Source organism: Mesorhizobium sp. WSM4844, from assembly GCF_055811775.1.
This window is the reverse complement of sequence record NZ_JBVVQB010000005.1, coordinates 13,233-34,382: the sequence shown is the minus strand read 5'-3', so window position 1 is coordinate 34,382 and position 21,150 is coordinate 13,233. Positions and strand designations below refer to the sequence as shown.

Genomic DNA, 21,150 nt, shown 5'->3' with positions numbered 1-21,150 from the left:
ACGGACCTACCCGCTTGCTCGACAGACCTCGATTTCTATGGCTTTTCTTCAGCCTTTCCGGGCGAGTGAACCCCAGCGCCTATGTTTTGGCGGGTCTTTTGCCGCTCCTCACTCAGCTTTTCCTGCTCTACCAGTTCTCGCGAACGCCGTTGGGCACTGCTGCAAGTCAGTACTGGGCGCTCGCCTGGTGGATCGCTGTGGTCGTCTCGACATGGTCGACCTTTGCGCTAACGGCGAAGCGGTTCCATGATTTCGGCAAGCCTACCTACTACGCATTGATCTCTCTCATCGTCGGCGCCATTCTCCTTGTCATTCTGGCCTTTTTCAAAAGTGATCCCGGACCCAACCGCTACGGCAAACGCACCAATGCGCCGGCCGAATCCTGAGCGCCGGGCGGGTCTCTAGCCATGCGCTACCGCACGCTTGATGCGAAACTGATCATCGAAACTGCCGAGCGACTGGAAAAACGCGTCGCCGAGCGGTTTCCCGATACCGGCTTGCGTGGCGTCGCCATCGAACTTGTGTCGCTGTCGCGTGATCTGGCCAAGGCGGCGAAGGCGCTGGAAGCGCCGATCTGGTGGCTGCGCGGCGTCGTCATCGTCACCATTGCCGCCGGCGCGCTGATGTTCCTGTTCGTCGGCACCATCCTGCCGCTCGGCCGCATCTCGGGAACCCACGACGCCATCCAGTCGGTGCAAGGCATCGAATCCTTGATCAACATGATCATCCTCGCGATGCTCGGCTTCCTGGCCTTGATCCGGACCGAGGAGCGCATCAAGCGCAAGCAGGTGTTTCGCAAGCTTCATGGCTTGCGATCGCTGATCCATGTCATCGACATGCATCAGCTGACCAAGGATCCGGCAGCGCTTTCAACCGATTTCAAGCCGACATCGCATTCACCGGCACGCATAACCGACCGTGCCGATCTCGCGCGCTACCTCGACTATTGCTCCGAAATGCTGTCGATCACCGGCAAGATCGCCGCGCTGTTCGCGCAATCGGTCAACGACGATGTGGTCGTCGATGGCGTCAACGACATCGAGTCCCTGGGCTCCAATCTGTCGCGAAAGATCTGGCAAAAGATCACGCTGATCGACGGTCCATTGCGATCGGCTCGTCCAATTACCTAAGCTAATCTTAATCACCTTGGTCCAGCATGCCCTGTGAAGACTGTGTCGACCGGCACGGAGCACTCGACTGGCACACGACGAACCCCTGGCCAACCCGAAAACGCGCGGAAAGCGAAGCGCCGGCGCGCGGCTGTTCGCCTGGTTTTCTTCACCGATCAGAGCGGAACCGGAAGCTGTCCGCGCGCGGCTTCTCGACACCACTTTCGAGCGCAAATTCGCTGTCCTGTTCGGCACCATCAGTGTCCTGGTGCTGGCAGTCGGCGCCTCGGTCGTCACCGGCGACCGGTGGCCCTACGCCTGGATGGCGGCCGACCTCACTCTGTTTGCCGTCCGCTTCCTGCTGATGCGGGAATGTGAGCGGACCCGCAAGCGCGGGGGAACGGGGCCGCTGGCAGGCCTCATGGCCGCCGGTGGGTCATGGTCGTTGATTTTCGGCCTCGGCTGCTATGGCTGCGTCGTCAGCGGGGATATGGCGCTTGCCGTGCTGGCTGCCTTGAACGTCGCAGGCGTCGTCGGCGTGGTGTCGTCGCGCAACGCAGCGACCCCGCGCTACGCCATATTCGTCATGCTGGCCGTAAGCCTGCCTTTCCTGGTTGGCGCGCTGTTATCTCCGGCGCCCGGAATGTCGGTCGTCGGATTTCAAGTGCCTTTCTATGTGGCCGGCGTCATCATCGTGCTGCTTCAAAATCATGCGATCAACGCCCGCATGATCCGCGCGGAACTGGACAATCGCGATCTGGCGATCAAGGACGCGCTGACCGGCCTGCCCAACCGCATCTTCCTTCAGGAGAAACTGAGCGGCATGTGCAGCGAGCTTGCGACGCCGGCAGCAAACGGCGGCAGGCCGTTTGCCGTTCTCAGCATGGACCTCGACGGCTTCAAACACGTCAATGACCGCTTCGGCCACGCGGTCGGCGACATGCTGCTGCGCAAGGTAGCCGAACGATTGAAGCGCGCTTTCCGACCGGGGGATGTGGTCTTTCGGATCGGCGGTGACGAATTCGTGATCCTGCTGCCCGACACATCCGAGATCGAAGCCACCATGCTGGCAAAGCGCGCCATTGAGAAGATTTCGGTACCTTTCGACCTTGGAGTGGGCACCGCAATACGCATCGGGTTGAGCATTGGAAGTGCCTTCGCGCCTGCCGACGGCGGCGAGCCGGAACTTCTTCTCACCTGTTCCGATCACGCGCTCTATGAAGCCAAACGCACCGGAAAGGGCCGTTACCGGGCGCACGTGCGGGCCGCGAACTGACCACAGCGATTATTGGGCCTTTGTCGCTCAGTCCATGCAATATCCCGTATCCCGCCTAAGTGCGTCGCGTCTGAAGCGACTCCTGCGACGCACTTTTAAGCCTTTGTTTGTTTTATGCGCATTTGCCCAAAACCGCTGCGCCCGCACGGGTCAAGCCCGAGGCCATGCCTTTTGGGCGACATGCATCAGGCCTGCGACAATACGCCATGAAAACCATAGTGTCGGCGGGATGGCTGGCCCTTATGTCTGGCCGTGACAGGCCTTGCGCTTTCGACTAACGCTTTTGCCCATGACGTTGCCGACCGATCCCGCTGGAAATCTCGCCGCCCTCATCCGCTGCCCCTCCGTGACACCCATCGAGGGCGGGGCACTGAGCACGCTGGAAACAATGCTGAAACCACTCGGCTTTTCCGTCGGGCGCCCGGTGTTCTCGGAGGACGGCACGCCCGATATCGAAAATCTCTATGCGCGGCGCTCCGGCAACGGTCCGCACCTGATGTTCGCCGGGCATACCGACGTGGTGCCGGTCGGCGACGAGACCTCATGGACGCATCCGCCTTTCGCTGCCGAGATCGCCAAGGGCGAGATGTTCGGTCGCGGTGCCGTCGACATGAAGGGGGGCATCGCCTGTTTCATCGCCGCCGTGGCGCGCCATCTCGAGTCGAAAGGCGGCCTGAAAGGCTCGGTCTCGCTGCTGATCACCGGCGACGAAGAAGGGCCGGCCATCAACGGCACGACAAAGCTGCTCGAATGGGCGGTCGCCAAGGGCGAAAAATGGGATGCGTCGATCGTCGGCGAGCCGACCAATCCCGATGCGCTGGGCGACATGATCAAGATCGGCCGGCGCGGCTCTTTGTCCGGCAGCATCATCGTCAACGGCCGCCAAGGCCACGCCGCCTACCCGCAGCTTGCCGACAATCCGGTACGCGGCCTGATGACGCTGGTCGACGCCTTGCTGCAGCCAGTCTTCGACAAGGGCACCAAGGACTTCCAGCCGACCAATCTGGAGGTGACCTCGATCGACGTCGGCAATCCGGCCACCAATGTTATTCCGGCAAAGGCGACCGCCACCTTCAACATCCGCTTCAACGACACATGGACCGCCGAGACCATCCAGGCGGAAATCCACAACCGTCTCGACAAGGCGGCGAAGCGAAAGAAATACCGGGCCGGCAAGACGACGCCGGTCGATTACGAACTCGCCTGGCGCGACCGGCCGAGCCACGTCTTCCTCACCCGCGACGAGCGGCTGATCGAAGCACTGAGCGGTTCGGTCAAGGCGGTGATCGGCAGGAAGCCGGCGCTTTCCACCTCCGGCGGCACCTCCGACGCACGCTTCATCAAGGATTATTGTCCGGTGGTCGAGTTCGGGCTGGTCGGCAAGACCATGCACATGGTCGATGAACGCGTCGCACTTGCCGACCTCGAGACGCTGACGCAGATCTATCAGCGCTTCATCGAAGACTGGTTCGAGCAAGGCGCATCGTAATCATGCTTTCGTCGGATGAAACCTATGCTTCGCTCAACGGCGCCTGGCGACTGATGCTCGGCAAGGCCGATGGGCTGCGCCAGTTCGACCTTTCGGCCGACGGTTTCTGGAATTCCTTCTTCGCCATCGTCGTCGCGGCACCGGCGCTGATCGTCGGTTGGGTCGGCCTCGCCAACGAGATCGGCGATCCGAATGCATTCGCCGGACGCTTCAGCATGCTGATCCGTCTGGCGACAGTCGACATCGGCGTCTGGGTGTTGCCGCTTGTCGGCCTTGCCCTCGTCGCGCCGCGCGCCGGCATCGGCGGGCGCTTCGTCCACTATGTCGTCGCCAGCAACTGGGCGTCGGCGATCATCGCCTGGATGATGCTGCCAGCGGCGTTGATCAGGCTTTTCCTGCCGTCCACCAACGAGTTCGCCGTACTGGCGTCGCTGCTTTTGTTCGCGCTGTCGATGATCCTGACCTGGCGGATGACAAACGTCGCCATCGGCAGGGGCGCGGCTGTCGGCAGCGCCGTCTTCGCCGGAATGTTCGTGGCGTCGCTGGTCGTTCTGTTCGTGCTGCAGGCGCTGCTCGGCATCGTTGCGCCGAGCGGAACCGGCACTTGAAGCATCCAACTGAATTTGTCCGAATTCCCGGTGTGGTTTCGCTTGCTGACGTTGGCGCCGCCCCTCACCTGCCTGCCGGCATCCTTTCCCCGTATAGTGACGGGGAGAGGGCAGCTCTCATCAACGATTTTGCCAACCACAGACGTTGCAAGAAGGATGCTGCGGCTGCGGCCAGCCTCTTCTCCCCGCACTATACGGGGAGAAGTGCCCAGCAGGGCAATGAGGGGCAGCGCCAACTCCCACAATTGGTTGAAGACGACGAGGACTGATTTTTACTCAGTCGTGTGCCGCCTGCGGGTAGTCCACACCGATAAGAAAAAGTCCGTCGGGCGGCGCCACCTGGCCACAGGCTGCACGGTCGCGCGCGTCGAGCGCCGCTTTCAGGTCGGCAATTGTCCAGCCGCCTTCGCCGACGCGCTTCAGCGAGCCGACCATCGAGCGCACCTGATTGTGCAGGAACGAGCGCGCCGAGGCTCGCACTTCGATCATGTCACCCAGCCGACTGACATCCAGCCGGTCGAGCGTCCGGATCGGGTTGTCGGCCTGGCACTGGGTCGAGCGGAACGTGGTGAAATCATGCCGCCCCAGCAGCACCTTTGCCGCTTCGTGCATGGCCTCGGCGTCGAGCCGCTTCGGCACCCACCAGATCTTGCCCTTGTCGAGCGCCGCCGGCGCGCGCCGGTTGACGATGCGGTAGAGATAGTGGCGGCCGATCGCCGAGAAACGCGCATCGAAGCTATCCGGCACCACAGCCGCCTTGAGGATGGCGATGCGCGCCTTGGCCGTTTGCAGGTGGGCGTTGACGGCATCGCGCACCTTGCCATCGGGCCACGCCCTGACGAGATCGACATGCGCCACCTGACCGGTCGCATGGACGCCGGCATCGGTGCGGCCGGCGCCGCGCAGCGAGACCTGTTCGTCGCAGAATTTCTCGATCGCCTGTTCGATCGCCTGCTGCACCGAAGGCTGGTCTGCCTGGCGCTGCCAGCCGGCATAGAGGCTGCCGTCATATTCGATGTCGAGGCGAAAACGCGGCATTCCTAAGAAGGATGAGGTTAGGCGGCGAGCGCGGTGCCGAAAGCCGAAGCGTAGACCAGCTTGCCGGTCTCAGGCGCTTCGCCCCAGACCAGCGCCTGCAGCGCTTCGCCCTGGAACTCGCTTTCGAATTTTTCGGCGCGCGCGTGACTGTAGCCGAAGCGGCCATAATATGCGGGATCGCCAAGCACCACCGCCAGCACCTCGCCGGCATCCTTCAGGCGGATATGCGCCTCGCGGACCAGCGCACCGCCGATGCCGGTGCCATGGAATGACGGCTCGACCGCCAGAGGCGCCAGCGCCACCGCCGGAAAGCTCTTGCCGCCGTTCTGCACGTAAAGCCGCGAAAACAGAATATGGCCGACCACCTGTCCATCTTCTTCCGCCACCAGTTCGACGACGGCATCGCCGCCGCTGACCAGCGCGTCGACCAGGCCGGCCTCCGCCTGCTGGCCGAATGCGTGTTCCTCGACCAGGCGGATCGCCTCGCGGTCCCGCGGCGTTGCCGCGCGTATCGACATCATGCTCATGAGAATTTCGTTCCTTTTTCGAGCTTGGCCCCGCGCAGAAACTCCTGCGCGGCAATGGGCCTTCCGCCCGCACGTTGAACTTCGACCAACCTGATCGCGCCTGACCCGCAGGCGACCGTCAGCCGGTCGTCGAGAATTCCTCCCGGCTCGCCGGCGCCTTGCGAAAGCGTCGAGCGAAGCAGTTTCAGCCGCTCCAGGCGGCCGGCAATTTCGATCTCGCACCATGCGCCGGGAAAGGGCGACAGGCCGCGAATATGACCGTGGACTTCGCCAGCAGGCCGCGTCCAGTCCACGCGCGTCTCCGCTTTATCGATCTTTTTGGCATAGGTCACCCCCTCCGTCGCCTGTGCGGTAAAAGTCAGGGCATCCCGTTCCAGACGAGCCAGCGCTTCCGCCATCAGCGCGGCGCCAATGTGCATCAGCCGATCATGCAGTTCGCCGGCCGTCATATTGGGGCCGATGGCGCATTTTTCGGCCATCGCCATCGGGCCGGTGTCCAGGCCCTCTTCCATCCGCATCACCATCATGCCTGTCTCGGTATCGCCGGCCAAGATGGCGCGCTGGATAGGGGCGGCGCCGCGCCAGCGTGGCAACAGCGACGCGTGACCATTGAGGCAGCCGAGCCGCGGCGCCTCGAGAATGGGTTTGGGCAACAGCAATCCATAGGCGACGACGACGGCGACATCGGCCCGCAAGGCGCGGAACGCCTGCTGCTCGGTCTCGTTCTTCAGCGACACCGGCGTCCGCACCTCGAGGCCCAGCCGCTCGGCCTCGCGCTGCACCGGCGACGGCGTCAGTTCCAGCCCGCGGCGACCGGCGGCGCGCGGCGGTTGAGTGTAGACGGCTCCAATCTCATGTCCGGCATCCGCGATCGCCCGCAGCGTCGGCACCGAGAATTCGGGCGTACCCATGAAGATGACGCGCAAGGGCATTTTGTTCCGGGTCCGGTCTAGGTCTGGCAGCTAAGTCGGCTCAGTCGAAGTCGCGAACTTTGCGGGTCGGCGACCGAAGTCGCGTTTCCGTTCCGCCTCGATTTCGTCCATTATCTTTGCGAATTCGTCGTCAATCGCATTTTCAGCGGCGAATGCCGAGCGAATCGCGTCCCATGCCGAAAGACCCAGTTCCGGCTTGGCTTCTCTTTCCGCGACCATGCCTTTGCGCAACAGATCGATCGCTTTGCCCGAAAGACTCTGGCCGCCCTTGTGCGCCGCCTGTTCGATCTCGCGCTTCAAGGGTTCAGGAATATTTCTGATCAGCATATCGCCCACCAGCGCCTCCATTTCCTGATCTGGAACAGGGCAGAGGGGCGCTGTCCCGCCAACATCTTCGAAAGGTTCAGCATCAAACTGCGCGAGTATCGCCCTATCCCACTAACTTGCCCGGCGCCTTGCTGCCTGATGGTTTGTCCCTCGCAAGCTTCTTGAACTTCTTCACCACCATGTCGCGCTTCAGCTTCGAGATGTGGTCGATGAACAGAACGCCGTTGAGATGGTCGATTTCGTGCTGCAGGCAAGTCGCCATCAGCCCTTCGGCCTCGATCTCCTGCAGCTTGCCGTCGCGATCGAGATATTTCACCCGCACGGCGGCAGGGCGCTCGACCTCGGCATAGTAATCCGGGATCGACAGGCACCCCTCCTCGTAGACCGAGCGCTGATCGGCGCTCTCAAGAATCTCGGGATTGATGAAGACATGCGGCGCCGGCGGCTCGTCTTCCTTGGCGAGGTCAATCACCAGCATGCGCAGCGGTTCGCCGATCTGGATCGCCGCCAGACCAATGCCCGGCGCATCATACATCGTGTCCAGCATATCGTCGGCCAGTTTGCGCAAGGCGCCGTCGACGCGCTCGACCGGTTTCGAAACCTGGCGCAGGACGGGATCGGGAAGGATGATGAGCGGCTTGATCGACATGGCGTCTCACCTAAGACCTCGCACGAAAAGCGTCAACCGGGGCATTTGCAGCGGCGTTCACGTTTTGATCTGTGTCGTCAGGCCGAATCATCTATGCTGTCCGATATGAACGACCTGACCACCATCCTGTCCGAACCGATCGCCCGGCTCGGCGCCACTACGATCACGCTCGGCCACGCGCTGGCATTCGGCGCGGTCCTGTTCCTGGGCCTGTTCGTGGCGCTCGTCGTCGCGCTCTGGCGCTCGGCCAAGGCGCGTGCGGTGGCTGCCGCGGAAGCCGCCGACCACGCCCGCGACGCCGAGGCGCGGATGGCCGGCATCCTGGCAAGCCAGGCCGAGATGCAGGGCCGCATGGGCGCCATCGCCGAAGTGTTCGGGGCGCGGCAGGCCGAACTCACGCAGTCGATCGGCCAGCGTCTCGACGCGATGACCGGCCGTCTCGGCCAGACCATGACCGAGCAGACGAAATCGACGCATGAAAGCCTCGCCAAACTGCAGGAGCGGCTGGCGGTCATCGATACAGCGCAAGGCAACATCCAGTCGCTCGCCAGCCAGGTCGTGCAACTTCAGGCAATCCTCTCCAACAAGCAGACGCGCGGCGCCTTCGGCCAGTCGCGCATGGAGGCGATCGTCGCCGACGGCCTGCCGCACGGCGCCTATGAATTCCAGGCGACCCTGTCGAACGGCAGCCGGCCCGACTGCCTGGTGAAGATGCCGAACGGCGCGCCCGCACTCGCCATCGATGCCAAGTTTCCGCTGGAAGCCTGGAATGCCATCCGTGCCGCCGAAGGCGCCGATTTGCAGAAGGTCGCCGCACAAGCGTTCCGGCGCGATATCGAGGTGCATGTCCGCGATATTTCTGACAAATACCTGATCCAGGGCGAGACGCAGGACACCGCCTTCATGTTCGTGCCGTCGGAATCGGTATTCGCCGAGATCCACGAGAATTTCGAGGGGATTGTCCACAAGGCGCACCGCGCCCGCATCGTCATCGTCTCGCCGTCGCTGCTGATGCTGTCGATCCAGGTCATCCAGGCGATCCTCAAGGACGCCCGCATGCGCGAGCAGGCGCATCTGATCCAGGGCGAAGTCATCCGGCTGATGGAGGATGTCTCGCGCCTCGACGAGCGGGTGCGCAAGCTGCAGAGCCATTTCGGCCAGTCGGCCAAGGATATCGACGATATCCTCGTCTCGACGTCGAAGGTGACCAAGCGCGGCCAAAAGATCGAGGCGCTGGAGTTCGGCGCGCAGCCGACGGAGGGCGACGCCGGATCGGCGGCCAGTGCGAAGACCGAAGCGGGTGCGCGCGTCGCCGACTCCAAGACCGGCCAGCTGAGGCTAAGGGTCGTCGAAGGCGACGACTGAGAGGCTACTGCTCCTCGACGATCATCGTGCCTTCGAACTCCGGCAGCCAAGGCAGCGCCGAGCGGTGCCAGATCTGTTTTCTCGGGATCAGTTGTTCGCGCTGCCGCGCCGTGCCGACCCTGATGCCGTAGACTTTCGGCCCGTCGCCAACCGACGTGGCATAGAGGTGCGTACCGCATTCGCCGCAAAAGGCCTGGGCGCGCCTGGCGCCGCTCGCTGCGGTCTTGATGTAGATCTTGGGCGTGCCCTTGGTGATCCGGTAGTGCTCCTCCGGCGCCGGCACGGTCACCCGAAACGCTGTTCCGGTCAGCTGCTGGCAATCGATGCAGTGACAAATACTGGTGTTGTCCGGATCGACCTCCGCCTCGTAAGTGATGGCGCCGCAATGGCACCCGCCGTCGATTTTCATCTTCGCTCCTCCTTCAGCCGCGCCTCGACGCGTTGGAGCTTAACGGCGCACCGGCCGAAGCTCCACCGGCAATCACAACGCGAAGCATGCGGTGGTTCAAGACTGCGGCGCCGACGCCTGTTCGATGATTTCATCAGTCCAGACCTTGAAACCGGCCAGCATACCCGGCCCGAAGATATGGGTCAGCGGCACATCGGCTGCGTCGCGGCCGGAGGCGATCAGGATGCGGCCGATGCGCGGCGCATTGTTGCGCGGATCGAAGGCATGCCAGCGGCCGCCGAGATAGACCTCCATCCAGGCAGCGAAATCCATGTCCGACCACGGTTTCGGCAAGCCGATGTCGCTGATGTATCCGGTGCAATAGCGTGTCGGGATATTCAAGGCGCGGCAGAAGGCGACGGCGAGATGGGCAAAGTCGCGGCAAACGCCGCTTTGCTCACGATAGGCCTCTGCTGCCGTGCGCGTCGGCCGCGCGTTGCCGTAGTTGAAGATGATGTGGTTGTGGACGAAATCGCAGACCGCCTGCACGCGTGGAATACCGAGCGGTGAGTGGCCGAACAGCCGCCACGCCTCGTTCGCCAGCACGTCGCTCTCGCAATAGCGGCTCGGCAGCAGGAACAGCAGCGTCTCCGACGGCAGGTCGCGCACCTCGTGCTGCCACGCCAGCAGATCGCCCATCTCAAAACTTCCGGGATCGCGGATCACCGCGTCCGTGCCGAAGGTGAAGCGACCGGGCGGGGCGACAAGGCGGTTGCACCAATTGCCGAAACTATCGCGGTAGCTCTCGATCGGCACCGGTGGGTTCGAAGTCAGGAAATCCGGCCGCTCAAGATCGGACGCGCGGGAATAGTGAACGTTGAGCATCGCGATCAGCGGCGTTTCCTGCGGAAAGTCGAAGCTCATCTCGCAGCCGATATGGATTCGCATTGTCGTCCTGACCGTCCTGCCGGATCACCACCCGGCGAAGGCACGGGCCGTTGCTGCAGTGCAAAAAAGATCATCGCACGGACCAGCGCGGTTTACGAGCGAATTAGAAACGGTAGACAGCCGACGGCTGGCGCCGTCGCCAGATTATGCCTCTTGCGGTCGGGCGTTTCTCTTGGTTCATTTCGCTTGCCACAATTGGAGGAAACGAATCATGGCTAAAGGTGCGATGAAGGCGGGCAAGGAAGCCCGCAAGCCGAAGAAGGACGCGAAGAAACCTGCCGCAGCCCCGACCCTGAAAGCGCCGCCCGTCAAGGCGACCAAACTCAAGGACAAGTAAGCCTCGGCGTTTCGGCGCAAGGTCATGACCGACGGCATTCCAGGACCATCGACATTCAGCGACTGGTCCTGAAGTGCCGTCGGCGCTGTTGTTGATTGGGCATTTCTAAATCAACGCCGCGAAGACGACTTCGCGCTTTTCGAAAAGACCGGGACGACCCGCGACCCTATGGAGGCGTTCCGATGTCGTGGATTCTTCTCTTCTTCGCTGGCCTGTTCGAGATCGGCTGGGCAGTCGGCCTCAAATACACTGACGGCTTTTCGAAGCCGCTACCGACCGTCCTGACGGTTGCCTCGATGATCGTCAGTCTCGCCTTGCTCGGACTGGCGCTGAAGACGCTGCCGGTCGGCACGGCTTACGCGGTGTGGACCGGCATCGGCACCGTCGGCACGGCGCTGCTTGGCATCTGGCTGCTCGGTGAGCCTGCGACCGCGATCAGGCTGGCCTGCATCGCACTCATCGTCTGCGGCATCATGGGATTGAAACTCGCGGCGTAAAGCGCGCGCGTCTGAAGGGACTCATGCGACGCGCTTTACGCTCTTTTTTTATGCATGTCGTCGTCCCAAAACCGCTGCGCACTTTTGGGCGACATGCATTAGTTTTGCTGCAAGGCAGCAGCACAGACGCCTTCAGGGCCGCTGCAAGGCGGCCCTGGATTTGATTGGTGAATCGCGCTGTAGGAGCGCTAGCGAGCGGAAAAGCCCGGAGGCGTCCTGCCGGTGCGCTGCTTGCGCGCCGCATAGCGCGCGTCGCGCTTGGCTTTGCGCTCGGCCTCGTCGGCAAGCAAACGAGCGATGCGCTCGTTCTCTTCGGCTTCCCGGATCTTCGCTTCCGCCTGCGCCGCTTCTTCCGCAGCGATACGCGCTGCTTCGGCAGCAGCTTCGCGCTCGGCCTTTTCGGCCGCTTCGCGCGCCAGCTTTTCCTGCTTCAGCCTAGCCTTTTCGGCCTCGCGTATCGCACGGGCTTCGAGGATCGCCTTGCGTTCGGCCTGTCGTGCCAGCACCGCTGGATCGTCCGCTGCCGGCTTTGCCTTGAAGCGCTCGAGAAGCGCCTTCTTTGCCTCGTTTGCGGCATTGCGCCGCTCGAAAACGTCTTTTTCCCTATAGATAGCCAAGTCCACTTCCCTGGAGTCAATTTGCGAGGCTTACATACGCGTGAAAACCCAGAGTTCAAGCGCCAAAACGGTATGCCAGCCATGAAATTCTGAGCTGTTGCAGCCGGGAGACGCCTTTTCGGCTGAATTCGGCTGAAACGGACATGCACTGTTCACCATCCGACCCTCTGGCGGCGCGGCGGACTGGTCGCTACCTGTAGCGCGAAAAACAAAACACCAGAACAAAACACCAGGATGATAGATGATGGAACTCGGTCTCTACACCTTCGCCGACGTCAGCCCGGAACCGGGTCCGGGTGCCATCGGTGCGCATCAGCGGCTGCGCAACCTGATCGAGGAGATCGAACTGGCCGACCAGGTCGGCCTCGACGTGTTTGGGTTGGGCGAGCATCACCGTCCCGATTATGCGGCTTCAGCGCCAGTCGTGGCCCTGGCCGCGGCGGCCGAACGCACCCGGCGCATAAAGCTGACCAGCGCGGTCACCGTGCTTTCCTCCGACGATCCGGTTCGTGTCTTCCAGCAGTTTGCAACGCTAGACCTTCTATCCAGCGGCCGGGCCGAGATCATGGCTGGGCGCGGCTCGTTCATCGAATCCTTTCCGCTGTTCGGCTACAATCTTGAGGACTATGACGAACTCTTTGCCGAAAAGCTCGATCTGCTGCTTGCCGTCCGCGATCATGTCAAGGTGAGCTGGTCGGGCAGGCTGCGCGCTCCTATCGATGATCGCGGCATCTATCCCCGCCCGTTCCAGGCCAGATTGCCGATCTGGATCGCGATTGGCGGCACGCCGCAATCCGCCGCGCGGGCCGGCGCGCTCGGCCTGCCGCTGGCGCTGGCCATCATCGGCGGCGAGCCGGCGCGGTTCGCGCCGCTGTTCGATATTTACAGGGAAGCGGCCAAACGGGCTGGCAACGATCCGGCTGGTCTGGCCACAAGCCTCAACGTGCACGGCTTCATTGCCGCGACCACCGACCAGGCGGCCGACGATTTTTATGGGCCGCAGGCCGAGGTGATGAACCGCATCGGCCGCGAGCGCGGCTGGGGTCCGACGTCGAGAGCACATTTCGACCAGTCGCGCGGCCCGAACGGCGCGCTGTTCGTCGGCAACCCCGAACAGGTGGCCGAAAAGATCGTTGCCCAGCACAGGATATTCGGCAACGACCGCTTCCTGCTGCAAATGGCGATCGGCACCATGGCGCACGCCAAGATCATGAAGGCGATCGAACTCTACGGCACCAAGGTGGCGCCGATCGTGCGCAGGGAGACGGCGAAGGCCATCCCTGCCGTGGCAGCGCCGGCCGCCTGATTCGCCGGCAAGATCGTAGGGCTAGGGTCATCGTCAGCGCCGGCTAACGCATCGGCCGCAAATCGGAATCGATTTTCGGGCCGATGCGTAGATTCAAAGCGTTAGAGCGTACTTTGTGCGTCCAAGCGGACGCACGTCGCTCCAACGGAACCTTGAAGCCGCAAAGGCGTTTCCGCCAACAGCGTACACCAATCGCAGGGTGCCGCCGAGGGCCAGAATGAAAGCCGAACCCGCCGCTTCGGGCGCTGCCGAGAGCCCCGATCCGCGCGTCGAGGCGCGTGCGGACATGCATCTGATGCGTTCGCTGCTCGTCGGCATCTTCATCCTTATGGCGATCTACGCGCTCTCCTTCGCCCGTGCCTTCTTCATGCCGGTCATCCTGGCTTTCCTGCTGGCGCTGACGCTGACGCCGATCGTCCGCTTCCTGCGCAAACACGGCATGCCCGATGTGATATCGGCGACACTGCTGGTGCTGCTGTCGGTCAGCATCCTCGCCGTGGCCGGCTATCTGCTCAGCGGCCCGGTCATCGACCTCATCAACAACACCTCGGTGATTGGCCAGCAGCTGACCGAACGTCTCGCGCAACTGCGGCGTCCTTTCGAAAGGATCATGGAGATTTCGCGGCAGATAGAGGGACTGACGCAGACCTCCCAAGGGCCCGGCGTCCAGAGGGTAGCCATGGCGCAATCGGGCATCCTCTCGCAAGCCGCCGGCAATTTGCTGTCGGCGGGCACCAGCCTCATCATCGTCTTCGTCCTGTCGCTGTTCCTGCTCGCCTCCGGCACGATGTTTTATGAGAAGATCGTCGAATCCTTCCCCAGTCTCAGCGAAAAGAAGCGGGCACTGCGCGTCGTCTATGACGTCGAGCGTGAAATCTCGCACTATCTGCTTACCGTCGCCGTCATCAATACATGCCTGGGCGTGGTCATCGGACTCGGCCTCTGGGCACTCGGCATGCCCAACCCGCAGGTCTGGGGCGCAGCAGCGGCTCTGCTCAATTTCCTGCCCTATATCGGGGCGCTGATTACCATCACGCTGGTCACGATCATCGCGCTGATCAGCTTCGACAGCATCTCCTACGCGTTGCTGGCGCCGGCCTTCGTGCTGTTGTGCGATACCGTCGAAGGCCAATTCGTGACGCCGACGGTGGTCGGCCGGCGCCTAGAGATTAACGCCGTGGCGATCCTCATCGCCATTGCCTTCTGGTCCTGGCTGTGGGGTTTTGTCGGCGCGCTGATGGCGGTGCCGCTGCTGGTCGTCATCAAGGTGTTCTGCGACCATTTCGACGGCCTCAGCCATGTCGGCAATTTCCTGGCGGCGCAACATACGGCGGTTGAGGACGAAGAGATTTCAGAAACCGACACGGCTGCGGGCGTATGATCCGAGAAGCGGGATAAGCTGCGGCAGGGAACCGTGGATTGTAAATTCCAGAGCGCCCCTTTTTGCTTGGGTGGACTCATGGGCGTCAGTTCAATTTTTTGAATTTGCGGCCATCGCGGTCGGTTCCTACATCCCTCCCGTCCACAGGATCCCCGCCCATGACCGCTCTTTCCGTTCTCGACCTGTCGCCGATCGTCGAAGGCAGCAACGCTTCGCAATCGCTCGCCAATTCGCTCGATCTCGCCCGCCATGCCGAGCGGCTGGGATACAGGCGCTATTGGCTGGCCGAGCATCACAATATGCCGGGCATCGCCAGCGCCGCCACCTCCGTCGTCATTGCCCATGTCGCCGGCGGCACCACAACGATACGCGTCGGAGCCGGCGGCATCATGCTGCCGAACCATTCGCCGCTGGTCATCGCCGAGCAGTTCGGCACGCTTAACGCGTTGCACCCGGGCCGCATCGATCTCGGCCTCGGCCGAGCGCCGGGCACCGACATGGGCACGGCGCGCGCGCTGCGCCGCAACCTCGAGGCCGGCGCCGACAGTTTTCCGCAGGATGTCGTCGAGTTGATGGGCTATTTCCAGCCGGCCGAAGACGGTCAGCGTATCCGCGCCGTGCCCGGCGAGGGCGAGCAGGTGCCGATCTGGATTTTGGGCTCGAGCCTCTATGGTGCGCAGCTCGCAGCCATGCTCGGCCTGCCCTACGCCTTCGCCTCGCATTTCGCACCGGCCGAACTCGACCACGCACTGGAGATCTATCGCTCGCGCTTCCAGCCGTCGAAACAGCTCGACAAGCCCTATGTGATGCTCGGCCTCAACGTGTTCGCTGCACCCTCCGACGCCAAGGCGCGGCTGTTGTTCACCTCGCTGCAGCAGGCCTTCGTCAATCTGCGCACCGGCCGGCCCGGCCGCTTGCCGCCGCCGGTCGACGGATATGAGCGCGACCTCGACCCGATGGCCAAAACCATGCTCGACCAGGCGCTGTCCTGCGCCGTCGTCGGCGCCCCGGAAACGGTCAGGCAAGGCATCGAGGCGTTCGTGCAGCGCACCGGCGCCGACGAGCTGATGGTCACCGCGCAGATTTTCGACCACGCAGCGCGGGTGCGATCCTTCGAGATCCTGGCCGACGTCTACAAATCGCTGTCGGAAGCTGCCTGACTTTTTTGCGAGGCTGCGAAGGCGCGTTAGGCGCTGACGCTTTGTGCGATCGCCCCCAGCGGCGCTCCAAGGGGCCGGCATGAATTGCGGATCATCAGGCGTCCCTTGAGCGTCAGCTTGCGCGGCGGCGCGTCCCTGTTTCCGGCGAGCCGGTCGAGCAACAGATTGGCCGCCTGCTCACCGATCGCCTTGACCGGTTGTGCGACCGTGGTCAGTTGCGGCTGGAACACGTCCGACCACGGAAAATCGTCGAAGCAGGCAACCGAAATGTCCTCGGGGCAGGACAGCCCGATATCGCGGATCGCCTTCATGGTGCCGATCACCATCGGGTTGTTGGCCGAGAAGATCGCGCTCGGGCGGTCGTGCAGCGAAAGCAGCTGCATCGTCGCGTTGTAGCCGTCGACTTCATGGAAATTGCCGAAGCGGACAAGCTCGCTCTCGACCGGCAGGCCGGCAGCCTGGAGCGCCTCGCGATATCCCGTCATGCGGTCATGCATGGGCGAAATGTCGAACGATCCGGAGATGTAGCCGATCCGCCGGTGGCCGAGATCGATCAGATAGGTGATGGCGTCGAACACCGCGCGCTGGTTGTCGAGAACGACCGCGTCGGTATCGACGCCTTCGCAAACGCGGTCGAGCAGCACCACCGGCACGTTGGCGTCGTCGACAATTCTCTTCAGGATCGCGCCGTCGCCGACGCGCGCAACGATCAGTCCGTCGACCATTCGGTCGAGCAGCAGCCTGATCTGGTCATCCTGCGTGTTCAGGTCCTCGTCCGTGCAGCACAGCATGACCGCATATCCGGCGCGGTCGAATGCCTGCTGGATGACCGAAACGACATCGGTGAAGAACGGATTGGTGATGTGGGGAACGGTCAGCCCGATGGTGCGGGTCGTGCCCATCTTCAAGCTGCGGGCGATCGCGTTGCGCTTGTAGCCGATGTCGCGGATCGCCTGTTCGATGCGCTGGCTGAGCTCGGGACTGACGGTCGCGGTGCCGTTGATCAGCGCCGAGACGGTGGCGACCGAAACACGCGCCGCTTCAGCCACGTGCAGCATGGTCGGGGCCGTGGACTTTCGCTGCTTTTTTCGCCCTGACGCCATCATTTTCGAAACGTTTCATCGCCCTCTGGCTGCAATACCTACGGAATCTTGCAGATTTGCGCAAGAATTGAAATGCATCAATCCCGCCTCATCAGATAGCGACTTGACATGTTCGAAACGTTTAGATTAGCGTTTGAGATGTTCGACGACAACGGAAGGGAGGCCGTTCTTGTCATGGAGCATGGCAATTCCATCACGTCCGGAGATGATGCGGCCGCCGGCCGCTCGGCTGTCGTTCTGAGCGCCGAGCACATCTCCAAGACCTTCGGTGGCATCGCCGCACTTGTCGATGTCGGCTTCGAGCTACGGCGCGGCGAGATCCATGCGCTGATGGGGGAAAACGGCGCCGGCAAGTCGACGCTGATGAAAATCCTCTCCGGCATCTATACGGATTACGACGGAACGGTGAACGTCGATGCCCATCCGGTCCGTTTCGCCCGGGTGCGCGACGCCGAGCATGCCGGCATCGCCATCATCCACCAGGAGCTCAATCTCGTTCCCGAGCTCAGCGTTGCCGATAATATCTTCCTCGGGCGCGAGAAGCTGATCGCCGGACTTATCGTCGACCGCAAGGCAAGCAGCCATGCCGCAGGCGCCCTGCTGCAGAGGCTCGGCATCGAGCTCAACCCGGAAGCGCGGGTCGGCAGCCTGCGTGTCGGCGAGCAGCAGTTGGTCGAGATCGCCAAGGCATTGTCGATGTCGGCGCGCATCCTGATCATGGACGAGCCGACCTCCGCGCTTTCGCCGGCCGAATGCCAGAGGCTGTTCCGGATCATCCGCCAGCTCGCCGACAACGGCGTGGCGATCATCTACATCTCGCACCGCATCGACGAGGTCATGCATCTGGCCAGCCGGGTCACCGTGTTTCGCGATGGACGCCGCGTGCTGACCGAGGCGATGGCAAAGCTCGACGAAGATACCATCATATCGGCGATGGTCGGGCGCAACCTGCTTGCCTCTTCCCAGGAAGAGCGTGGTCCCAGCGGCAAGGTCGTTCTCTCCGTAGGCGGCCTATCGCTGTCGAAACCAGACCGCCACGGCTGGCGCACCGCGCTCGACGGCGTCGCCTTCGATCTTGCCGAAGGCGAAATTCTGGGGATAGGCGGACTGCTCGGCTCGGGACGCACCGAAATCCTGGAGACCATCTTCGGCTCCAGCGGCGGCCGCGCCGGCGGCGAAATCCGGCTCGACGGCGAGCCGGTGGAAATCCGTTCGCCGCGCGACGCCCGCCGGCTCGGCATCGCCCTAGTGACGGAGGACCGCAAGACGCAGGGCCTGCATCTTCAGGCGTCGATCACCGACAATGTCGCGCTGCCGCTGGTCGGCACGCTGGCGCGGTTCGGGCTTCGCTCGCGGGCCGCCGAGCAAGGCCTGGCGCGGCAGGCGGTCAAGGCGCTCGGCATTCGCTGCGGGACCATCGAGCAGCCGGCCGGCACCCTATCCGGCGGCAACCAGCAGAAGGTCGTCATCGGCAAGTGGCTGGCGACGCGGCCGCGGGTGCTGCTGCTGGACGAGCCGACACGCGGCATCGATGTCGGCGCCAAGCGGGAGATCTACGACCTGATCTTCAAGCTGGCGCGAGACGGCCTCGCCATCGCCGTCATCAGCTCGGAATTGCCGGAGCTGCTGCTTCTTTCCGATCGCATCCTCGTCATGGCCGATGGTCGCCAGACGGGGATCCTGTCGCGCGCGCAAGCCAGCGAGGAGGCCATCATGCGGCTCGCGGCGCCGCGCCGGACCATGACGAGACCCGCAGCATGAGCATCTTGAACATCCTGTCGCGGACGAAGCTCTATTGGGGCCTGATCGCCATCTTCCTGATCGGCGTGCTGGGCTCGCCGATCAGCTCCAAGGGCAACAACATCTTCCTGTCCTACGGCAATCTGCTCGATGTGCTGCGTCAGGTGTCGACCACCGGCCTGATCGCCACCGGCATGACGGCGGTGATCATCACCGGCGGCATCGATCTTTCCGTCGGCTCGCTGATGGCGATCTGCACCGTGGTCTGCGCCATGCTGCTGACGGTTCCGGGCGTAACGCCGGCGGTGGTGCTGGGGGTGCCGACAGTTGCCGTGGTCGCCCTTTGCCTCGGTATCCTGGTCACCCGCTTCATCTTCCTGAACATCGAAAAATCGCGCGCCGGCCCGCAGGCCACCCACGCCGTCAGGCTGGACAGCGTTCGTGGGCTGGTCACGCCCGGCATCGTCGGGGTGATCCTCTGCAGTCTGGTGCTGTGGTACCTGCTGCCGCAGGTCGGCTCGAAATTCGGCGTGGTCGGCGTGTTGCTGGTGGCGCCTTGCGTCGGCCTGCTGTTCGGCGCGCTCAACGGCTTCATCATCGTTGCCGGGCGGCTGCAGCCTTTCATCGTCACGCTGGCGATGATGGTGACGGCGCTCGGCATCGCCCGGCTGACCGCCGGCCAGAACAATGCGGTGCTGCCGGTCTACACCGGGTCGAACGCCACCGCCGATTTCGAGATGCTGCGCTCGCTGGTGTTCGGCGTGATCCCGATGCCGGGCCTGTTTTTCCTCGGAGCGATCCTGATCTACGGCGCGGTGCTGCGCTTCACCCCGTTCGGCCGCTATGTCTACGCCATCGGCGGCAACGAAGAGGCGGCGCGGCTGTCCGGCATCGCCGCCGGCCGCGTCAAGATCGCCACCTACGCCGTGTCCGGGCTGCTGGCCGGCGTGGCGGCGGTGCTCTATGTCGCGCAATACAGGCAAGGCAAGCCGGATGCCGGCGCCGGGCTGGAGCTCGATGCCATCGCCGCCGTGGTCATCGGCGGCACCAGCCTGATGGGCGGGCGCGGTAGCCTGATCGGCACATTCTGCGGCGTGCTGATCTTCGGGCTGCTCTCGAACATCCTGCAATTGCACAACATCAATTCGAACCTTCAGCTCGTGCTGAAGGGGATGATCATCATCGGCACCGTGCTCGTCCAGGAGCGCAATGCCTTTGATCTTCTCTACTATCTGCGCCTGCCTGGTGGACGAACGGCGCACAAGGAAACGACCGCAGCAAAGCGGCCGTCAAAAGAGACCCCGTCTCTAAATCTTGGAGGAAACAAGAAATGAAACGACGTGAATTGCTGAAGCTTGCCGCTGTCGCCGCGGCGCTGCTGACCACGACCGCCCTTCTGACCAGCGGCAACGCCTACGCGCAGGACAAGAAGTGGAAGATCGGCTTCTCGCAGGTGACGACCATCGAGCCGTGGCGCGCCCAGTTCAACAAGGACATCCTGGCTGAGGCCGCCAAGCATCCGGAAGTCGAGCTGATCGTCACCGACGGCGAGGACAAGACGGAAAAGCAGGTCGCCGATGTCGAGAACCTGATCCGCCAGGAAGTCGACGCGCTGCTGGTGTCACCGAAGGAATCCGCCGGGTTGACCGGCGTCGTGCAGCAGGCGATCGACGCCAAGATCCCGGTCTTCGTCCTCGACCGCAATGTCGAAACCAAGGACTACACGCAGTTCGTCGGCGGCGACAACAAGCTGATCGGCCGGGCTGCCGGTGAATACGCCGTCGAATTGCTCGGCGGCAAGGGCAAGGCATCAGGCAATGTCGTCGAGATCTGGGGCGGCATGGGCACCCAGCCGGCACATGACCGCCATGACGGCTTCCATGAATTCACCGACAAGGAGCCGGGCATAAAATATTTGCTCGACCAACAGTCGGGCGACTGGAAGCAGGACCAGGCCTACAACATCATGGCCACGGCACTGCGCAACAACGAGAAGATCGACCTCGTCTATGGTCACAACGATCCGATGGCCTACGGCGCCTATCTTGCCGCCAAGGATGTCGGCCGCGAGAAGGACATCAAGTTCATCGGCATCGACGGCCTGCCCAATGAAGGCGTGCAGCTTGTTGCCAATGGTGAGCTGACGGCGACGTTCACCTATGTGACGCCGGGCGCCGAAGGGCTGCGGCAGGCGATCAAGTTCCTGAACGGCGAGAAGGTCGAAAAGACCATCACGCTGCCGACGCAGAAGATCACCAAGGAAAATGCCGCCCAAATCCTGAAGGAGCACGGGCTCTGAGGCGTGTCGCCGGTGAGGGCGCTTGAGGGACGCGGCATGGCGCTGCCCCTCATC

General features: G+C 63.1%; 23 protein-coding genes. 14 read left to right on the top strand and 9 right to left on the bottom strand.

All coding sequences use genetic code 11. The annotated features are described in order from the left end of the window. Positions 1 to 14 precede the first annotated feature (14 nt). From AC0L2A_RS06335 to AC0L2A_RS06315, 5 genes are all read left to right on the top strand, one after another. Positions 15 to 386, top strand: coding sequence for a DUF805 domain-containing protein (locus tag AC0L2A_RS06335; RefSeq protein WP_027152133.1), 372 nt, complete (start codon positions 15 to 17; stop codon positions 384 to 386). A gap of 21 nt (positions 387 to 407) precedes the next feature. After that, a complete protein-coding gene (locus AC0L2A_RS06330) occupies positions 408 to 1,130 on the top strand; it encodes a hypothetical protein (RefSeq protein WP_473495109.1) in 723 nt (240 codons plus the stop codon). 247 nt (positions 1,131 to 1,377) lie between these two features. Next, a complete protein-coding gene (locus AC0L2A_RS06325; protein ID WP_473607973.1) occupies positions 1,378 to 2,385 on the top strand; it encodes a diguanylate cyclase domain-containing protein in 1,008 nt (335 codons plus the stop codon). Between the two features lie 289 nt (positions 2,386 to 2,674). Beyond that, on the top strand, positions 2,675 to 3,874 hold the full coding sequence (dapE, locus tag AC0L2A_RS06320) for a succinyl-diaminopimelate desuccinylase (protein ID WP_473607972.1): 1,200 nt from the start codon (positions 2,675 to 2,677) through the stop codon (positions 3,872 to 3,874). 2 nt (positions 3,875 to 3,876) lie between these two features. Beyond that, complete coding sequence (locus AC0L2A_RS06315) at positions 3,877 to 4,482, top strand: hypothetical protein (protein WP_023801567.1); 606 nt, start codon at positions 3,877 to 3,879, stop codon at positions 4,480 to 4,482. 276 nt (positions 4,483 to 4,758) lie between these two features. On the opposite strand, the gene truA is transcribed toward AC0L2A_RS06315, so the two are convergent. The 5 genes from truA to def all read right to left on the bottom strand — a co-directional run bounded on the left by truA (position 4,759) and on the right by def (position 7,955). Next, positions 4,759 to 5,520 (bottom strand): tRNA pseudouridine(38-40) synthase TruA, encoded by a 762-nt coding sequence (gene truA / locus AC0L2A_RS06310; RefSeq protein ID WP_473607970.1) that lies wholly within the window; start codon positions 5,518 to 5,520, stop codon positions 4,759 to 4,761. Positions 5,521 to 5,537: 17 nt separating this feature from the next. Beyond that, positions 5,538 to 6,047 (bottom strand): GNAT family N-acetyltransferase, encoded by a 510-nt coding sequence (locus AC0L2A_RS06305; protein WP_128184972.1) that lies wholly within the window; start codon positions 6,045 to 6,047, stop codon positions 5,538 to 5,540. Further along, a complete protein-coding gene (fmt, locus tag AC0L2A_RS06300; RefSeq protein ID WP_473607969.1) occupies positions 6,044 to 6,979 on the bottom strand; it encodes a methionyl-tRNA formyltransferase in 936 nt (311 codons plus the stop codon). The genes AC0L2A_RS06305 and fmt overlap by 4 nt, the downstream gene beginning before the upstream one ends. 30 nt (positions 6,980 to 7,009) lie before the next feature. Beyond that, positions 7,010 to 7,306: a plasmid stabilization protein gene (locus AC0L2A_RS06295; RefSeq protein WP_473608133.1), complete on the bottom strand. Its 297-nt coding sequence runs from the start codon at positions 7,304 to 7,306 to the stop codon at positions 7,010 to 7,012. Positions 7,307 to 7,409: 103 nt separating this feature from the next. Further along, the gene (gene def, locus AC0L2A_RS06290) at positions 7,410 to 7,955 is read right to left on the bottom strand and encodes a peptide deformylase (RefSeq protein ID WP_128170220.1); all 546 of its coding nucleotides are present in this window, start codon (positions 7,953 to 7,955) and stop codon (positions 7,410 to 7,412) included. Between the two features lie 105 nt (positions 7,956 to 8,060). Here def and AC0L2A_RS06285 point away from each other — a divergent pair, with 105 nt between their 5' ends. Continuing rightward, positions 8,061 to 9,320 carry a DNA recombination protein RmuC gene (locus AC0L2A_RS06285; protein ID WP_473607968.1) on the top strand — a complete coding sequence of 420 codons (1,260 nt, stop codon included), beginning with the start codon at positions 8,061 to 8,063 and terminating at the stop codon, positions 9,318 to 9,320. Positions 9,321 to 9,324: 4 nt separating this feature from the next. Here AC0L2A_RS06285 and AC0L2A_RS06280 read toward each other — a convergent pair whose 3' ends face one another. Together AC0L2A_RS06280 and AC0L2A_RS06275 are read right to left on the bottom strand one after the other, a co-directional pair. Beyond that, complete coding sequence (locus AC0L2A_RS06280) at positions 9,325 to 9,729, bottom strand: GFA family protein (protein ID WP_023801560.1); 405 nt, start codon at positions 9,727 to 9,729, stop codon at positions 9,325 to 9,327. Positions 9,730 to 9,825: 96 nt separating this feature from the next. Continuing rightward, on the bottom strand, positions 9,826 to 10,656 hold the full coding sequence (locus AC0L2A_RS06275) for a transglutaminase-like domain-containing protein (RefSeq protein WP_023801559.1): 831 nt from the start codon (positions 10,654 to 10,656) through the stop codon (positions 9,826 to 9,828). Positions 10,657 to 10,867: 211 nt separating this feature from the next. On the opposite strand from AC0L2A_RS06275, the gene AC0L2A_RS06270 reads away from it, so the two are divergent. Together AC0L2A_RS06270 and sugE are read left to right on the top strand one after the other, a co-directional pair. After that, positions 10,868 to 10,993, top strand: coding sequence for a hypothetical protein (locus tag AC0L2A_RS06270; RefSeq protein WP_023801558.1), 126 nt, complete (start codon positions 10,868 to 10,870; stop codon positions 10,991 to 10,993). Between the two features lie 182 nt (positions 10,994 to 11,175). Continuing rightward, entirely contained in the window at positions 11,176 to 11,490 is a 315-nt protein-coding gene (gene sugE, locus AC0L2A_RS06265; protein ID WP_473607966.1) for a quaternary ammonium compound efflux SMR transporter SugE, read from the top strand. Positions 11,491 to 11,678: 188 nt separating this feature from the next. Here sugE and AC0L2A_RS06260 read toward each other — a convergent pair whose 3' ends face one another. After that, positions 11,679 to 12,107: a DUF6481 family protein gene (locus AC0L2A_RS06260; protein ID WP_023801556.1), complete on the bottom strand. Its 429-nt coding sequence runs from the start codon at positions 12,105 to 12,107 to the stop codon at positions 11,679 to 11,681. A gap of 244 nt (positions 12,108 to 12,351) precedes the next feature. Between AC0L2A_RS06260 and AC0L2A_RS06255 the strand changes: the two genes are divergently transcribed. From AC0L2A_RS06255 to AC0L2A_RS06245, 3 genes are all read left to right on the top strand, one after another. Further along, positions 12,352 to 13,413, top strand: coding sequence for an LLM class flavin-dependent oxidoreductase (locus AC0L2A_RS06255; RefSeq protein WP_473608132.1), 1,062 nt, complete (start codon positions 12,352 to 12,354; stop codon positions 13,411 to 13,413). Between the two features lie 217 nt (positions 13,414 to 13,630). Next, entirely contained in the window at positions 13,631 to 14,794 is a 1,164-nt protein-coding gene (locus tag AC0L2A_RS06250) for an AI-2E family transporter (RefSeq protein ID WP_473607965.1), read from the top strand. Between the two features lie 158 nt (positions 14,795 to 14,952). Then, a complete protein-coding gene (locus AC0L2A_RS06245; RefSeq protein WP_473607963.1) occupies positions 14,953 to 15,954 on the top strand; it encodes an LLM class flavin-dependent oxidoreductase in 1,002 nt (333 codons plus the stop codon). A gap of 26 nt (positions 15,955 to 15,980) precedes the next feature. Here the strand turns inward: AC0L2A_RS06245 and AC0L2A_RS06240 are convergent, their stop codons facing one another. Beyond that, positions 15,981 to 17,012 (bottom strand): LacI family DNA-binding transcriptional regulator, encoded by a 1,032-nt coding sequence (locus AC0L2A_RS06240; RefSeq protein WP_473607962.1) that lies wholly within the window; start codon positions 17,010 to 17,012, stop codon positions 15,981 to 15,983. Positions 17,013 to 17,231: 219 nt separating this feature from the next. Here AC0L2A_RS06240 and AC0L2A_RS06235 point away from each other — a divergent pair, with 219 nt between their 5' ends. From AC0L2A_RS06235 to AC0L2A_RS06225, 3 genes are read left to right on the top strand one after another with little or no spacing between them, the layout of a single operon-like run. After that, complete coding sequence (locus tag AC0L2A_RS06235) at positions 17,232 to 18,818, top strand: sugar ABC transporter ATP-binding protein (RefSeq protein ID WP_473608130.1); 1,587 nt, start codon at positions 17,232 to 17,234, stop codon at positions 18,816 to 18,818. Further along, positions 18,815 to 20,131, top strand: a complete 1,317-nt coding sequence (locus AC0L2A_RS06230; protein WP_473607961.1) for an ABC transporter permease — start codon at positions 18,815 to 18,817, stop codon at positions 20,129 to 20,131. The genes AC0L2A_RS06235 and AC0L2A_RS06230 overlap by 4 nt, the downstream gene beginning before the upstream one ends. Then, positions 20,128 to 21,096 carry a substrate-binding domain-containing protein gene (locus AC0L2A_RS06225; protein ID WP_091596342.1) on the top strand — a complete coding sequence of 323 codons (969 nt, stop codon included), beginning with the start codon at positions 20,128 to 20,130 and terminating at the stop codon, positions 21,094 to 21,096. Before AC0L2A_RS06230 ends, AC0L2A_RS06225 begins: the two co-directional genes overlap by 4 nt. The last annotated feature ends 54 nt before the right edge of the window (positions 21,097 to 21,150 follow it).

Coding starts and splice junctions, on each gene's coding strand:
- AC0L2A_RS06330 (WP_473495109.1), top strand. CDS start 408: ATGCGCTACCGCACGCTTGATGCGAAACTGATCATCGAAACTGCCGAG.
- dapE (WP_473607972.1), top strand. CDS start 2,675: ATGACGTTGCCGACCGATCCCGCTGGAAATCTCGCCGCCCTCATCCGC.
- AC0L2A_RS06315 (WP_023801567.1), top strand. CDS start 3,877: ATGCTTTCGTCGGATGAAACCTATGCTTCGCTCAACGGCGCCTGGCGA.
- truA (WP_473607970.1), bottom strand. CDS start 5,520: ATGCCGCGTTTTCGCCTCGACATCGAATATGACGGCAGCCTCTATGCC.
- AC0L2A_RS06305 (WP_128184972.1), bottom strand. CDS start 6,047: ATGAGCATGATGTCGATACGCGCGGCAACGCCGCGGGACCGCGAGGCG.
- fmt (WP_473607969.1), bottom strand. CDS start 6,979: ATGCCCTTGCGCGTCATCTTCATGGGTACGCCCGAATTCTCGGTGCCG.
- AC0L2A_RS06295 (WP_473608133.1), bottom strand. CDS start 7,306: ATGCTGATCAGAAATATTCCTGAACCCTTGAAGCGCGAGATCGAACAG.
- def (WP_128170220.1), bottom strand. CDS start 7,955: ATGTCGATCAAGCCGCTCATCATCCTTCCCGATCCCGTCCTGCGCCAG.
- AC0L2A_RS06285 (WP_473607968.1), top strand. CDS start 8,061: ATGAACGACCTGACCACCATCCTGTCCGAACCGATCGCCCGGCTCGGC.
- AC0L2A_RS06280 (WP_023801560.1), bottom strand. CDS start 9,729: ATGAAAATCGACGGCGGGTGCCATTGCGGCGCCATCACTTACGAGGCG.
- AC0L2A_RS06275 (WP_023801559.1), bottom strand. CDS start 10,656: ATGCGAATCCATATCGGCTGCGAGATGAGCTTCGACTTTCCGCAGGAA.
- AC0L2A_RS06270 (WP_023801558.1), top strand. CDS start 10,868: ATGGCTAAAGGTGCGATGAAGGCGGGCAAGGAAGCCCGCAAGCCGAAG.
- sugE (WP_473607966.1), top strand. CDS start 11,176: ATGTCGTGGATTCTTCTCTTCTTCGCTGGCCTGTTCGAGATCGGCTGG.
- AC0L2A_RS06255 (WP_473608132.1), top strand. CDS start 12,352: ATGGAACTCGGTCTCTACACCTTCGCCGACGTCAGCCCGGAACCGGGT.
- AC0L2A_RS06250 (WP_473607965.1), top strand. CDS start 13,631: ATGAAAGCCGAACCCGCCGCTTCGGGCGCTGCCGAGAGCCCCGATCCG.
- AC0L2A_RS06245 (WP_473607963.1), top strand. CDS start 14,953: ATGACCGCTCTTTCCGTTCTCGACCTGTCGCCGATCGTCGAAGGCAGC.
- AC0L2A_RS06240 (WP_473607962.1), bottom strand. CDS start 17,012: ATGCTGCACGTGGCTGAAGCGGCGCGTGTTTCGGTCGCCACCGTCTCG.
- AC0L2A_RS06235 (WP_473608130.1), top strand. CDS start 17,232: ATGGAGCATGGCAATTCCATCACGTCCGGAGATGATGCGGCCGCCGGC.
- AC0L2A_RS06230 (WP_473607961.1), top strand. CDS start 18,815: ATGAGCATCTTGAACATCCTGTCGCGGACGAAGCTCTATTGGGGCCTG.
- AC0L2A_RS06225 (WP_091596342.1), top strand. CDS start 20,128: ATGAAACGACGTGAATTGCTGAAGCTTGCCGCTGTCGCCGCGGCGCTG.